General features: G+C 40.5%; 12 protein-coding genes, 1 tRNA gene and 1 rRNA gene. 10 read left to right on the top strand and 4 right to left on the bottom strand.

Features of this window, described 5'->3' with window-relative positions; all coding sequences use genetic code 11:
* Positions 1-6: 6 nt before the first annotated feature.
* Positions 7-483, top strand: coding sequence for a DUF4843 domain-containing protein (locus EGN73_RS12850; RefSeq protein WP_219290438.1), 477 nt, complete (start codon positions 7-9; stop codon positions 481-483).
* Between the two features lie 122 nt (positions 484-605).
* Positions 606-1,217 (top strand): hypothetical protein, encoded by a 612-nt coding sequence (locus EGN73_RS12845; protein WP_246611576.1) that lies wholly within the window; start codon positions 606-608, stop codon positions 1,215-1,217.
* A 200-nt stretch (positions 1,218-1,417) separates the two neighbouring features.
* On the opposite strand, the gene clpX is transcribed toward EGN73_RS12845, so the two are convergent.
* From clpX to EGN73_RS12825, 4 genes are all read right to left on the bottom strand, one after another.
* Entirely contained in the window at positions 1,418-2,647 is a 1,230-nt protein-coding gene (gene clpX / locus EGN73_RS12840) for an ATP-dependent Clp protease ATP-binding subunit ClpX (RefSeq protein ID WP_219290431.1), read from the bottom strand.
* A 5-nt stretch (positions 2,648-2,652) separates the two neighbouring features.
* Complete coding sequence (locus EGN73_RS12835) at positions 2,653-3,321, bottom strand: ClpP family protease (RefSeq protein WP_281422272.1); 669 nt, start codon at positions 3,319-3,321, stop codon at positions 2,653-2,655.
* Positions 3,322-3,402: 81 nt separating this feature from the next.
* The gene (gene tig / locus EGN73_RS12830; protein WP_219290428.1) at positions 3,403-4,731 is read right to left on the bottom strand and encodes a trigger factor; all 1,329 of its coding nucleotides are present in this window, start codon (positions 4,729-4,731) and stop codon (positions 3,403-3,405) included.
* Between the two features lie 109 nt (positions 4,732-4,840).
* Positions 4,841-4,922: transfer RNA gene (locus EGN73_RS12825), tRNA-Leu, on the bottom strand.
* Positions 4,923-5,054: 132 nt separating this feature from the next.
* Here EGN73_RS12825 and EGN73_RS12820 point away from each other — a divergent pair.
* The 8 genes from EGN73_RS12820 to EGN73_RS12785 all read left to right on the top strand — a co-directional run.
* A complete protein-coding gene (locus EGN73_RS12820) occupies positions 5,055-7,277 on the top strand; it encodes a RelA/SpoT family protein (protein ID WP_219290425.1) in 2,223 nt (740 codons plus the stop codon).
* Between the two features lie 69 nt (positions 7,278-7,346).
* Positions 7,347-7,814: a Fur family transcriptional regulator gene (locus tag EGN73_RS12815; RefSeq protein ID WP_009034047.1), complete on the top strand. Its 468-nt coding sequence runs from the start codon at positions 7,347-7,349 to the stop codon at positions 7,812-7,814.
* Positions 7,811-8,155, top strand: coding sequence for an STAS domain-containing protein (locus tag EGN73_RS12810; protein ID WP_219290422.1), 345 nt, complete (start codon positions 7,811-7,813; stop codon positions 8,153-8,155). Before EGN73_RS12815 ends, EGN73_RS12810 begins: the two co-directional genes overlap by 4 nt.
* A 1-nt stretch (position 8,156) precedes the next feature.
* On the top strand, positions 8,157-9,332 hold the full coding sequence (locus EGN73_RS12805) for a hypothetical protein (protein WP_219290419.1): 1,176 nt from the start codon (positions 8,157-8,159) through the stop codon (positions 9,330-9,332).
* A gap of 134 nt (positions 9,333-9,466) precedes the next feature.
* A complete protein-coding gene (locus tag EGN73_RS12800) occupies positions 9,467-10,738 on the top strand; it encodes an adenylosuccinate synthase (protein WP_219290416.1) in 1,272 nt (423 codons plus the stop codon).
* A 167-nt stretch (positions 10,739-10,905) separates the two neighbouring features.
* The gene (locus tag EGN73_RS12795) at positions 10,906-13,182 is read left to right on the top strand and encodes a PKD domain-containing protein (protein WP_219290413.1); all 2,277 of its coding nucleotides are present in this window, start codon (positions 10,906-10,908) and stop codon (positions 13,180-13,182) included.
* Positions 13,179-14,195 (top strand): PorP/SprF family type IX secretion system membrane protein, encoded by a 1,017-nt coding sequence (locus tag EGN73_RS12790; RefSeq protein ID WP_219290409.1) that lies wholly within the window; start codon positions 13,179-13,181, stop codon positions 14,193-14,195. Before EGN73_RS12795 ends, EGN73_RS12790 begins: the two co-directional genes overlap by 4 nt.
* Positions 14,196-14,634: 439 nt before the next feature.
* Positions 14,635-15,361: ribosomal RNA gene (locus tag EGN73_RS12785) — 16S ribosomal RNA — on the top strand; the annotation flags it as partial.

The raw sequence follows: 15,361 nt of genomic DNA, 5'->3' as shown, positions 1-15,361 counted from the left end.
AACAACATGAAAAAGATATTATCTATATTTTCTGTAATGATGGTTTTTGCGTTCGGTTCTTGTATCGACCAAAACTATCCTATCTGGGAAGGTGCTGAGGTAGAGTTTCAGACAGCAGTTGTTACTGCTCCTGTAGCTGGCCAAAATTATCCAAGGGTAACAGTAGCCAATACTGTAGGCTCACACTCTTTCCAGGTAAACCTGGTCGCTAGACAAAGAGCTAATGATGAAACCATAGCCTATAGAGTGGTTTCTGAAGGTACTACAGCAGTGGAAGGTACTGATTACAATGTTTCTGGTTCCTTGGTGATTCCTGCCAATTCTTCTACAGCTTCCTTGACTGTAGATGTGATTGACACCGGAGCTATTGGTGGATCTGTAGACTTGTTGTTGGAATTGGAAGGAAATTCTGAAATCCAGCCAAGCGAAAACTACAAGAGAGTGCAGTTGAGGATTACCCGTCCTGATCCTTCTGAAGATTAATCATTATTCCAATATTTAATAGTAAAAAAGGCCAGATAATCTCTGGTCTTTTTTTATATTTGGATATGAAAAAGTTTAGTTTAATTCTTCTGTTATCAGTGACTATTTGCTGTGGAAAGTCCATGGCACAGCTGCAAATGCTCAGAGATCAGGCAACAGGCAATCCAGTGATGGCCAATCCTTACCCTGAAGTAAAAGGTTCCCAATATTGGACCGAATTTGATTCGGGAACCATTATATTTTCGGACAAAGATACACTCAGTGATGTGGTGATCGCATTTAACGCTTTTAACCACACCTTGGAATACAGACAGGGCAGAGAATTGATGGCCTATTCACCAGGTAAGATCAACGGGTTTATCCTTAACCCTAGCTCCAATCCTCAACTGTACCGTTCAGGATATGATATTCCGGGGACTGGGAAAAACAGGTTTGTTGAAGTGTTGGTAGATGGGGATTATACCCTGGTAAACCATAAATACAAGAAAATGATTGATGATCCGGGAGCTACTTATGGCTCACAGCGGGCAAAAGCATTTTCTAATGCTGAAGATCTTTATGTGTTTAAAGATGGGGAAGCATTTCTTTGGAAAACGAGGAAAAAAATAATGGTTGAATATTTTGGGGATGAGGTTTACAAGACCATTAATGAGCTTAGCAATAAGTATAATTTGGACCTAAAAGAAAAGGCGGATATCAGGAGATTGATTATGCTGCTAAATGCAGATAAATAAAAAAAGAGGCTGTATCATAAATTGATCTTCAGATTTATTTACCAAACAAAATTCTGTTTTAAGAGTCAATTTCTTTGTGACTTAGTGGCTTTGTGGCTAATAATGCCACGAAGACTCTAAGACACAAAGTTTCACTTATTGCAAACCAAATAAAATTTTAGCAATTTTTTAAAGCATTGACTTATGATACAGCCTCTTTTTTATGCTACTTGAAGCTTTTTGAATTTGGATTTTTCAAATTGCTCCTCTGCGTATTTTTTGTCAATGACCAATTCCTTTACGGATTCGTCTGATGGCAGTTCATACATGGCATCTGTAATGATTGCTTCACAAATAGACCTCAATCCCCTGGCACCAAGATTGTACTCCATTGCCTTTTCTACTATGTAGTCAATCCCGCTCTCATCGAACTTGAGCGTGACATCTTCCATAGCGAGTAATTTGGTATACTGCTTAGTAAGTGCATTTTTGGGTTCCGTAAGGATGCTTTTTAGCGCAGCTTTGTCAAGAGGATCCAAATGGGTCACTACAGGGAGCCTTCCTATCAGTTCCGGGATAAGTCCAAAAGACTTCAGATCCTGTGCTGTGACATATTGAAGGAGATTGCTTCTGTCCACCTGCTTGCTTTCTGATTTTTTGCTGAAACCAAGCGGCTGCGTGTTGAGCCTGTTGGCAATATGTCTGCCGATACCATCAAAAGCCCCACCGCAAATGAACAGGATATTTTCAGTATTTACAGCAATCATTTTCTGATCAGGATGCTTTCTGCCGCCCTGTGGTGGTACGTTGACTACAGTACCTTCCAAGAGTTTTAACAAAGCTTGCTGCACACCCTCTCCACTGACATCCCTCGTAATGGATGGATTGTCTGACTTTCTGGCGATTTTATCTATTTCGTCAATGTAGACAATCCCTCTTTCTGCCGCTTCCACATTGTAGTCGGCAGCTTGAAGTAGTCTGGTGAGTATGCTTTCCACATCTTCTCCAACGTATCCGGCCTCTGTAAGGACAGTAGCATCTGCGATACAGAAAGGTACCTCAAGAATTTTGGCGAGTGTTTTTGCCAGATAAGTCTTTCCCGTACCTGTATCACCTACCATGATTATGTTGGATTTTTCAATCTTGATTTCGTCCTCTTCGGTAGTTTTTTGCACCAATCTTTTATAGTGATTGTACACCGCTACAGTCAGAACTTTTTTGGCGTCATATTGTCCTATGACATATTCATTTAAGAATCCGGTGAGTTCCTTTGGTTTTCTAAGCTTAAGCTTCAGGTTTTTGGCAGAAGGCTTTTTGTTTTTTTCTTCTTCCCCCAGAATCTGATAGGCCTGATCGATACAGTAATTACAGATATGTGCTGAAATACCTGATACCATCAGATCCACATCTTTCTTATTTCTCCCACAAAAGGAACAGGTAATTTGTGCCATTTTTATTATTTTCTTATCAATACTTCATCAATTAAGCCATATTCCTTGGCTTCGGGTGCTTTCATCCAGTAATCTCTGTCAGAATCTCTTTCGATCTCTTCAAAGGTTTTTCCTGAATGGTCAGCCAATATCTGGTAAAGTTCTTCTTTCATGGATAAAATCAGTTTAAGGGAAATTTCCATGTCCTTGGATTGTCCCTGCATTCCTCCTGAAGGTTGGTGAATCATTACCCTGCTGTGCTTCAATGCAGATCTTTTATCTTTAGCTCCTCCTGCCAAAAGTACAGCTCCCATAGAAGCGGCAATGCCGGTACAAATGGTGGCAACTTCGGGCTGAATGTATTGCATGGTATCATAAATCCCCAGTCCGGCAGTCACCGAACCCCCAGGGCTATTGATATAAAGAAGCACGTCTTTTTTGGGATCGGTGGATTCCAAGAAGAGAAGCTGTGCGGTGATGATATTGGCGATAAAGTCGTCAACTTGTGTTCCGAGGAAAATAATCCTGTCCATGATGAGCCTGGAAAACACGTCGATTTCCCTGAAATTGGTAGGTCTTTCCTCAATGACCGATCTGGTCATATTTTCTACAAATGTACTGTATTGGTCAAATGCATTTCCGCTGATTCCTCTATTGTGGACAGCGAATTTTCTGAATTCGTCTCTGTTGATCATAATCGCGTTTTTAGTCTTGTACAAAAATAAAAAAAGCCCTTACTAAAAGAAGGACTTTTCAATAACGATTTTGAATCAGGATTAGTTTTCCAACATCTCCTTGAATTTATCAGTGCTGATAGTTTCTTCTTTCACTCCAGCTTTTTCTTTAGCAAATGCCAATACTTTATCATTTTGAACAGACGTGAGCATCTGCATGTAGTTCTGTCCTTCGTTACCTTTTAGGTAATTGTCTACAAACATGTCCATGCTGTCTTCCATCTGAGCGCCCATGCCTGATGAAGCAAATTGCTCTCTGATCATCTCTTTGGTCTTTTCAATGACATCTTCGTGTTCAGCTTTGATGTCATTGTCTTTTGCCACCTGATTTGAAATCAAGGTCCAGGTTAGCTGCTTGGCATAGATGGGATATTCTTTTTCTACCTGCTCAGTAGTTACTTTGCCTTCGTTGGCTTTGAATAACCATTCTTTCAAAAATTCTTCAGGAAGTTCAATCTTAGCTGAAGCAATGATTTTGTCTTTCAATTGCTCATCGCTGTAGACAGCGGCTTCTTTGTTGTAGTTGTCAGAGATGATTTCTTGTACTTTAGACCTCATTTCTTCTTCGCTGCTCACCTGATCAGGACCGAAAAGCTTGTCGAAGAATTCCTGATTGAATTCTGCCAGTTCAGTTCTGTTGATATTTTGTACCGTAAAAGTGAATTTTCCGGAAAGTTTGGATACCTCATCCTCTTCCACTCCTACAGTCTGAGCTAGATCTTCAGTGATAGCTTTTGAAGGATCCATTTCGATTACATCACCTTTCTTTACGCCCACAAATTTCTTCAGGGACTTTTTCTCCACCTTGGAAAGCGGAAGACTGAAAGTCTTTTCAAATGAACCATCTTCAGATTTTAGGTCTCCGTAAATGAAGTCGTTTTCTTCACTTACCTCAGGGTTGGTCATCTTTCCGTATTGGCTTCTAAGATTGGCGATTGCTTCTTCAAGCTCTGAGTCAGACATTTCTACTTTGTAAGCAGTGGCGTTAAGAGAATCATCCAATTTGAAATCTATATTTTCTACAAATCCGATTTTATACTCGAATTCGAATTCTTTTTGGTTTTTCCAGTCGATCTTGTCAGCGTCTTCAAATACAGGAAGTGGATCACCAAGAATCCTAAAAGTCTGCTCTTTCAAATAGGTGTTGAGTGAAGATGAAAGAATGTCATTGATTTCATCTACCAAAACAGAAGTACCGTACATTTTCTTGATCATGGAGACAGGAGCCTTTCCCGGACGAAAACCTTTGATATTGGCCTTTTTGGCATAATCTTTAAGTTTCGCCTCAACCTTCGGTTGATAATCTGCTTCATTTAATTTAATTTTAACTGAAGCTTGATTTGCTGAATGTTTGTCTAAAGAGATTTCCAAGGTAAATTGATTTTGGTTAGATTTTAATTAAAAACCCTCAATCTCTTTTCCATTTTGCTTCCGACGGTGCCGGATTCTAATCGGAATTGTGATTGAGGGTTAAGATGTGTGCGGATGGAGGGACTCGAACCCCCATGCCTCGCGGCGCTAGATCCTAAGTCTAGTGCGTCTACCAATTTCGCCACATCCGCATTAACGTGGGGCAAAGGTAATAAGGAAATTTTAACTTGCAATAGCATCTGAAAAAATTCCTCAAGAAGTTGAAAAAAAAATTAAAATAAGCGCCTAATTTTGATTGGTGCTTATGGATTCAATACCACTATATGATTCAGGTAGATTTAGAAGAAGAGAGAAAAGAAATACTCAAAAGGTACAGAAGGCTACTGCGAATGGCCAAGCCAATGCTCAAGGAAGGCGATGCCAAGCTGATCAAAAAGGCTTTTAATGTAGCGAGTGAGGCCCATAAGGAAATGAGGAGAAAATCCGGAGAGCCTTACATTTACCATCCTCTTGAAGTGGCATTGGTCTGTGTGGAGGAGATCGGGCTCGGCACTACCAGTATTGTATCTGCCCTGCTTCATGATGTAGTGGAAGATACTGATTGGGAGCTGGAGGATATAGAAAGAGATTTTGGTGCCAAAGTTGCCCAGATCATAGATGGACTCACCAAGATTTCAGGAGTTTTTGATTATGGCTCCTCCCAGCAGGCGGAGAATTTCCGCAAAATGCTTCTCACCCTCTCTGATGATGTGCGCGTGATTCTGATCAAATTGGCGGACAGGCTCAATAATATGAGGACGCTGGAAAGCATGCCGCGGCACAAGCAGCTTAAAATTGCATCGGAAACCATGTACCTCTATGCGCCACTTGCGCACAGGCTCGGACTATATGCCATCAAGTCTGAGCTGGAGGATCTTTATCTCAAATACACGGATGCTGATACCTACAGCTATATTGTAGAAAAAATCAACGAAACCCGGTTATCTAGAAATAAATTTATAAAAGCCTTTATAACTCCTATTGAGGAAGAGCTCCATGCACAAGGTTTTGAATTCACTGTAAAAGGAAGACCTAAGTCTGTTTATTCTATTTATAACAAAATGAAAAAACAGAATATCCCCTTCGAAGAGGTGTTTGACCTTTTTGCAGTCAGGATCATCATTGACAGTGAGCTCGAGGACGAAAAGGCAGATTGTTGGCAGGTTTATTCCATAGTGACGGATTTTTATAGGCCCAATCCTGACCGGCTTAGAGATTGGATCAGTACCCCAAGAGCGAATGGGTATGAATCCCTTCACACCACAGTAATGAGTAACACCGGACAATGGGTGGAAGTACAGATCCGGACTTCAAGGATGGATGACATTGCGGAGAGAGGGTATGCGGCACATTGGAAATACAAAGAAATAGAAGCTGCCCAAGCGAAAGGAAGCTCAGGTCTGGATGAATGGATCATGCAGGTCAGGTCACTTTTAGAGTCCAATGACGGGTCAGCGATAGAGTTTATGGATGATTTCCGTGGCAACCTATTCCACGATGAGGTGTTTGTGTTTACCCCAAAAGGTGAACTCAAGGTGTTGCCCTTTGGGGCGACAGCTTTGGATTTTGCATTTGAAATCCATACAGAAGTAGGGGCTAAGTGTATAGGTGCCAAAGTCAACCAAAGACTGGTACCTATTAATCATAAGCTGAAAAACGGTGATCAGGTAGAAATCCTGACTTCAAATAAACAAAAACCTACTGAAGACTGGCTGAATTCTGTGGTAACTTCGAGGGCGAAGGCAAAAATCAAAGATGCCCTTAAGGAGGAGAAAAAGTCCACCATGCTTGACGGCAAAGAAATCGTACAGCGGAAACTCCGTCAGATGAAAATGGATTTCAATTCTGAGGTTGTGGAGCAGTTGAGGGCATATTTTGAGACAAAGACACCCAATGAGTTTTATTACAAAGTGGGGAAGGGGGTAATAGATGCGACTTCCATCAAAAGCTTTAAGGAGTTTAAAGAACAGAAAAAACAAAAGAGCAAACCTTCATTGGACAAGGTAAAAGATGAGTCGTCTTTTACCAAAGAAATTAAAAACCTCAAAGGACCGGATCATGATCAGTTGTTGATCGGGGAAGATATGGACGTGGTGGATTATATTCTTGCCAAGTGCTGTAATCCTATTCCCGGTGATGATGTGTTTGGATTTGTGACGGTCAATGAGGGTATCAAGATTCACAGAACTTCTTGCCCAAATGCGCTGGAATTACTTTCCAACCATGGCAACAGGGTAATAAAAGCACGATGGACCAGCCAACAGGAAATAGCATTTCTTGCCGGATTGAGGATAGTGGGTACAGACCGTGTAGGTTTGATCAATGATGTCACCAAAGTCATCTCCAATGAGCTGAAAGTAAATATGCGCTCCATCACTGTAGACTCCGACAGTGGGATATTTGAGGGTACGATCAAATTGTATGTGCACAGTACCCAGCACCTGGAGAAGCTCGTGGACAATCTTTCCAAAGTCGAAGGTATAATAAAAGTCACGAGGTTTGATTAATTCATGCTTTGGGTTTTATTTGAATCTTTTCTAAATAAGATCAGTTATATTTGAAAAAAAAAGCATTACATGGCCTTAAATGAAAGTGTTTTTGAGGAGGTAAAAAAAATATTCACTGCCTATCTGGAAAACAAAAAGCTACGCAAAACCCCTGAACGATACGCCATCCTGGAGGAAATCTATGGAAGAACCGGACATTTTGATGTGGAGTCGCTGTATATCAGCATGAAAAACAAAAACTATCGGGTCAGTAGGGCTACGGTTTACAATACCTTAGATTTATTAGTTGAATGTGATTTGGTGACCAAGCATCAGTTTGGCCAAAACTTGGCACAATTCGAGAAATCATATGGCTACAAGCAGCATGACCATCTTATCTGCACTGATTGTAATAAAGTTTTGGAGTTTTGCGATCCTAGAGTGCAGAACATACAAAATACGGTGGGGGAAGTTCTGAACTTTCAAGTCTTGCACCATTCACTGATTTTGTATGGCAATTGTAAAAAAGAACAATGTGAAAATAGACCTACTGTATGAAACTGACCTATCAATTAGACAAAGAAGAAAAAGCTTATTTTTTACATATCCAAGGGGACCTTATTGGAGATGAAGTAGGGCCTAAGTTGGTAGAAATGGTTTCAGATGCAGTCAATGACGGTGTCAGGAATTTTGTAGTGGACCTGAGTGAGGTAAGGTACATCAGTTCCAGTGGAATCGGTCTTTTGATCACCATGCTGACCAAAATGAGAAATGTAGAAGGGGAAGTGTACCTTACTTCACCTTCAGACCATGTAAAAAAGCTTTTGATCATCACCAAGCTCAATAATATTTTTACGGTGTTTGATACAGTAGCAGAGGCAAAAGAAAAAATAGGCTGAGTTGAAAAATAAGTGGTTTAGAAATTCACTTCTTTTAATTTTAGCAGCACACCTTATTTCCTGCTCCGAAGAAAAACGATTTTCAGGGCAGGAAATTTTTGTTGATATCAGCCCGAAAATAACAGTGTATTTTGCTGACACAGACCTGAGCTCCCAGTATCCATTTCCACATTCTAGTTTCTTGGATTCAAGCTTAATGATATCCTATAATATGTTGAGAAATTCTTTGGACACTATTTATTTTGAGGGAGATACTTTAAAAGTAAAAGAGGGTTTTTATTTAGAAAAGGATGGTCCAAGACGTACAGAAGGAATTAATAACTTGGTATATACATCCTTGGGGCTTGTTTTATTTAATGCCAAAAATGTTATGATCGATAAAGATGGTCCTTCCTATATTGAAAACTTTAGGTTGATAGAGTCGGACTTATTTAGAGATAATGTTTTTTATAGCATAGCAAGTGGTGGTGTTTCTTACTATTTAGATTGGTTTTATAAAGGCTATGACCAAAACCGTGAGAATTTATTTTTCTTTGCACGGGATTTTAAGTCAAAAGATTTTAAACTGATCAAGTTTGATTTGGAGGGAAAAAGTTTTAAGGAAATGCCAATGTGGGCAAACTTTGAATTGATTAACAACTATGAGGTTGAAATTCAAAATGTTTCAAAAAACCACATGCCTTTTATTTTTATTCAGGGTGATATTTTAGTTCTATCATACAATTACAGTAACGAGTTTGTAATTGTTGATTTAAATACGGAATCTGAAAGAAATAAAAAATTTGCTTCAGAACTATTTCCTTTAAGGAAAAGGACTTTTCAGAAAATTGACTTGGACACTGAATTAATTGATCCTGAAGATTTTAAACGCGTTATGGATTTAATTGATGAATGGGACAAAGATGTTGCATTTGGAAACTTTGAAAAACTGCCGAATGGTAAAGGCTTTTGCAGGCTGGTGAGAGGTGCTACTTTGGGTGAAGACAAGACTGATCCACAGTTATTTTTAGAAGTATTTAATAATGAATGGGATAAAATTGGTGAAGTTAGTTTATCAGAATTGGAACCTAATTTAAGTACATTATTTTTTGCCATAGGAGACCGGCTATTTTTCAAAGCTAAAGAACAGGACAATGAAAATTATATGGATTACTATTTTGTGGAAGTTGATTTTTGAAAGGATAGCATTAGCCTTTCATACTTCTCTGTATAGGTTCTATAATAAATAAGCTGTTTTCCTTGCAATTATTTAACCTTATTCCAAATTTCACGGCTTAAAAGAAATCAATAAGACATTTTAAATATAAATCAATGAAAATGGATGTGCTTTTGGGCCTGCAATGGGGCGACGAAGGAAAAGGTAAGGTTGTGGATGTGCTAGCGCCGCAATACGATGTAGTCGCCAGGTTTCAGGGAGGGCCCAATGCCGGTCATACTTTGGAATTTGACGGGATCAAGCATGTGCTTCATCAGATTCCATCCGGGATTTTTAGAGAAAACATCACCAATATTATTGGAAATGGGGTAGTGCTTGACCCTGTAATCCTCAAAAAGGAAATTGAAGGGCTTCACAAGTTCAATATAGCATTCAAAAAGAACCTTTTTATTTCAAAAAAGGCCACCATTATCATTCCAACCCATAAGTTGTTGGACGCATCTTATGAAAAATCCAAAGGGGATAAAAAAATCGGATCTACACTAAAAGGTATAGGGCCGACTTATCAGGATAAGATAGGAAGAGTCGCTTTGAGGGTAGGAGATATTCTCTCTCCTGATTTTAAGGAAAAATATCTAGGTCTTGTAGATAAGCACAAAACCATACTGTCATTTTACGATTTTGACCTAAGCCAATTGGCAGAGCTGGAGGCTACGTTTTTTGATGCGGTAGAATTCTTCAAGACACTCAATCTTGTGGACAGTGAGTACGAAGTGAATAGGTACCTCAAAGAAGGTCAGCGGGTATTGGCTGAGGGCGCGCAGGGTTCTCTTTTGGATATTGATTTTGGCAGTTATCCTTTTGTGACCTCTTCCACTACAATGGCTCCAGGAGCATGTACAGGGTTGGGAGTGGCCCCATCCAGGATTGGAGAGGTTTACGGAATTTTTAAAGCGTACTGTACTAGAGTAGGTAGTGGTCCTTTCCCTACGGAGCTTTTCGATGAAGATGGGGAAGCAATGAGAAAAGAAGGAAATGAATTTGGCTCCACCACTGGAAGACCAAGAAGGTGTGGTTGGATAGATCTGCCTGCTTTGAAGTACTCTATCATGATCAATGGAGTGACCCAGTTGTTTATGATGAAAGCTGATGTACTCAATATTTTCGAACAAATAAAAGTCTGCACGCACTATGAATTGCCTGATGGAACAATGGTGGACAGGTTGACCTATGAGTTGGATTCAGTAGAAGTGAAGCCTGTTTATCAAACCGTACCCGGCTGGAACCAATCCTTGGCTGATATAAGTAGCTATGATGGATTTCCAAAGGAGCTGAAGGACTATGTAGACATGTTGGAAAAAGCACTGGAAGTCCCAATCAGGATGGTTTCGGTAGGTCCTGATAGGAAACAGACAATTTTAAGATAAGGAAAAAAGCCTCTTGTAATCGGGAGGCTTTTTTTTTGACCTAAAAGATCTAATTTGCATACATAAAGTTTAATTAGGTTTTGAAGGATATATTTTATTTTAGTGCTGAAAGTAAAAGTATAAAGCTGGTCTCTTTTGTTTTTGCTGTTTTTTATACCCTATTATTTATGGCATCTTTTTCATTTGCCCAAACAGGTTTTCCTTTTTGCGGGGACTTTTCTGACGATTCCAATCCATTATTTATCACAGGGGGATCAGCTAGGATAGATGATGGGGTCTTACGATTGACGGATGCAGACCAAGATCAAAGTGGGTATGCATACATTGATATTCCATTCCCTTCTAATTTTGGTATCAAGGCCACTTTTGAAATGTATATCTATGGTGGTACTGGAGGTGATGGGATGACGGTTTTTTTATTTGATGCAGCAACCCAAAATTTTGCTCCCGGAGGATTTGGAGGGTCCTTGGGGTATGCTCCAAGAAATGAAATTCCCGGTCTTACGGGAGCCTATTTCGGCTTAGGCTTTGATGTTTTCGGCAATTTTTCAAATTCTTCGGAAAATAAAAACGGTGGCTTATCGACAGACCTTACTTACCCAAACACGATTGCGGTTAGGACTGGTGGGAGTGGGTTTTCAGGCTACAATTTTCTGGTAGCCAAAACAACCCTTGCGGTAGAGGAGACTCCCATTTCTTTACCATTGAATGAAATGTTTGCCCTTAACTCAGGGATACAGGGCACCCCACGTGTCACAAATCCTGATCAGCTGGGATATAGAAAGGTTTATTTGGAATTACTTCCCAATCCAAATGGGAATGGTTATTTACTAAATCTTGAAATGGATATCAACAATGGGGCGGGACTCAGAAGAGTAGTGATATTTTCAAACCAGCCCTATACCCAATCTGCTCCAGAAAATTTAAAAATAGGATTTGCGGCCTCAACTGGCTCAATTGTCAATATCCACGAAATAGGGGAGTTGACCGTAGAGGTAGCGGATCAGGAAGGCTTGGAAAATCCTGTAACCCGTGAATTTGAAGATTTGGCCACATGCGCAGGACAGGACAATTTTTTTGAGATTCCAGCTGATGCCATTGACCTGCCTAATGAAAACTCTACTGTGAGGTGCCTTCAATTTTACAGATCATTGGAGGAGATTGACGCTGTCTTGGATGACATTTGTTTGCAAGGTAGGTGCCGGTCTGATGTACTCGAGCTGGAGCAAGGAGTATTGAGAGCAAATGGAAATGCGGTTGGCTATACTTTTACTCCAAGTGCAGATTTTATAGACCAGACCCTGACAGTTTATTATACCATAATAGACACTTATGGTAGGCAGTCCAATGGGAGTGCTCTCAATCTTTTTATCCAGGAATCCCCTAATCCGGTGAATATAAAGTTTGAGGATTTTGATACAGAGACCAATGAAGTCTCCATATGTGAGGGGGAGTCAGTCAGAATGGAAGCGTTCGGGGATGACCTTTATTCGAGTTTCAAATGGTATTTGAATGACGTTTTTGTTAGAGAAACTCAAGAGCCTTTTTATGAGTCAGGATTGCCGGGAGCCTACAAGGTGGAAGGGTATACCAATAGAAATGAATGTTTTGTAGTATCAGAGGAGATTTTGATCTCTATACCTGAGCTTCCAGAAGTTACCATTCAGGAAGAAATAATAGCTTGCCTTCCGGAAGAAGCACCTAACCTTTTGGATTATTTGGAAGATTTTGATCCTGATTCTTTTGATTATAGATTAATTGGCCCTAACGGGGAAACTCGGATTGAGGAGGCGATTGATTCTGTTGATTTGCCACCCGGGGAGTTTACCCTTGAGGCCAAGAGAAAAGGGCTTGAGTGTTTTGGTCCTCCCTCAAATTTTGTAGTCAATTATGTGACGGAGCCATTGATGTTAGCGATTTCTTATCAACTGATGGATCCTTCAAGGCCGTCTGATGCGGATATTTTTATAGATGATGAGATAAGCTTTTCTTTTGAATCCAATCGGACTATTGTCGAATCAGAATGGGATTTTGGGGATGGGTCAACTGCCTCAGGTTTAACTCCCGGTCATGTTTTTGGTGAAAGGGGAGAGTATTTGATTCAGGTTACCGCGATAGATGAATTTGGCTGTTCAACTACAGATGAGATTACTTTGGTTTTGGACCTTTCCTACAGGGTGATGATTCCGACAGGGTTTACACCGACCCAATTTGAAAACAGGTATTTTAGACCAAAGGTAAGAGGGATCGTGGAAATGGAATTATTGGTTTTCAATCTCTGGGGAAATATGGTTTTCCAAAGTAATGATTTAAAAACTGAAGGTTGGGATGGAAGTTTTAAAGGGGAATTGGCACCTGGAGGCAGTTATGTATACAAAGTAAAGATGCTGTCAGTGGATGGGGAAGTATTTGAGCAAACAGGTAAATTTCAATTGATAAGATGAGGAAAATATTCTGGATGCTGATCATGCTATTGTACGTGCCACTGCTGAAAGCGCAGGATATACAGTTTTCTCAGTTTTATGCGGCGTCTATGTATTTGAATCCTGCATTTGCAGGTAGTGCGGAGATTACCAGGCTGGGTTTGAATTTCAGAAATCAATGGCCTTCTATTGATCAAAGTTTTATTGCTTACAGTGCTTATGTTGACCATTTTTTTGAAGACTACAATTCGGGGGTAGGTGTGATTGTAAATGGAAGCAGGGAGTCTTTCTCCAATCTTCAGAATAACGAAATCGGGCTTATGTATACGTATAGGCTTCGGATTGGGGAGAAAAGCTTTCTAAACTTCGGTGTGCAGGGCAGCTATGGATTAAGGGCAGCTGCTTTTGATGAGGTGGTTTTAGGGACTCAGCTTGATATTGATAGAGGGGTGATTTTGCCTTCTCCCGGTTCCGGAATAATAGACGACAGGCAAAACAGTTTTTTTGATTTACATTCCGGCCTGTTGTTTTACAATGATAAATTCTGGGTGGGTATTTCCAGTCATCACTTGACAGAGCCTGATTTATCCTATTTAATGGATGGTTATGATGGTTTGCCAAGAAAATATTCTGCACATGGAGGGGTGAGGTTTAACTTGAAGCCAGGCTTTATCAATGACTATTTTAACAATACCCAGCAGGAAAGAACAGTTTCCTTTGCTTTTAATTATAAAAAGCAAGGTTTATTTGATCAGTTGGATATTGGTTCAGAGCTTTATTTTGAGCCGATCGTATTAGGGATTTGGTATAGGGGCTTACCTTCTTTTAATGCCCTTCCAAATAACGATGCCATTATAGGATTGGTAGGTTTTTCATTTCAGAGCGGACTGGATATAGGATATAGCTACGATTTCACGCTGTCGAGGCTTGGGTGGAGAAATTCAGGCGGGGCCCATGAAGTTTCAATGAGGTACTCTTTTATAGATCAGCTTTATCAAAAAAGCAAAAGAAGGACGCCTGCTTTTAGGTATTGATATTTTTTCTGTTGATTATCAATGTACTTAACAATTTTTGAGGATTATTTTCAAAATAGGTTTTGCAGATGAAAAAAAGAGTTGCACCTTTGCATTCCCAAAACGATGGAACGCTAGCAAAACAACTGCTAGAAAATTTTGAAATAAAGCGAAAGTAGTTGCCAAAGAAGAAAAAATATTTTCTTTTTTCTTCTTTGGAAAAATAAAATTTTGAATTACCTTTGCAAACCCAATCAGCTAAAGAGTTGAGGGAAATAAGAAGAAAGGGTTTTCAATAGAAAGACCGCGGATGCATTTGAGAAAGTAATGCGTTAAGTTCATTGAAATGTTGTGACAGAGAATAATAAAGAATACAGATAGGCCGGGAACAGCTTTTGGGTTGATAGAGACTGGCTCTGTGTCCACTGATAAGGATGGTACATGGGGCAAAACAAACTTTACAACGGAGAGTTTGATCCTGGCTCAGGATGAACGCTAGCGGCAGGCCTAATACATGCAAGTCGTACGGTAGAGATTCTTTCGGGGATCTTGAGAGTGGCGCACGGGTGCGTAACGCGTATGCAACCTGCCTGTTACAGGGGGATAGCCCGGGGAAACCCGGATTAATACCCCATGGTATTGGACGATGGCATCGTTGTCCAATTAAAGATTTATCGGTAACAGATGGGCATGCGTAGGATTAGCTGGTTGGTAGGGTAACGGCCTACCAAGGCTGTGATCCTTAGGGGTTCTGAGAGGAAGGTCCCCCACACTGGCACTGAGATACGGGCCAGACTCCTACGGGAGGCAGCAGTAGGGAATATTGGGCAATGGGCGGAAGCCTGACCCAGCCATGCCGCGTGCAGGAAGACGGCCTTACGGGTTGTAAACTGCTTTTATCAGGGAAGAAAAAGGCCATGCGTGGCAGATTGCCGGTACCTGATGAATAAGCACCGGCTAACTCCGTGCCAGCAGCCGCGGTAATACGGAGGGTGCGAGCGTTGTCCGGATTTATTGGGTTTAAAGGGTGCGTAGGCGGCCATATAAGTCAGCGGTGAAAGTTTGGGGCTCAACCCTAAAATTGCCGTTGATACTGTTTGGCTTGAGTGCGTTCTGGGTACATGGAATTTATGGTGTAGCGGTGAAATGCATAGATACCATAAGGAACACCGATAGCGTAGGCATTG

It is taken from the genome of Arthrospiribacter ruber (genome assembly GCF_019343195.1).
Classification (GTDB): domain Bacteria; phylum Bacteroidota; class Bacteroidia; order Cytophagales; family Cyclobacteriaceae; genus Arthrospiribacter; species Arthrospiribacter ruber.
The sequence above is the reverse complement of the archived record's forward strand: the minus strand, read 5'-3'. Positions and strand labels throughout refer to the sequence as shown.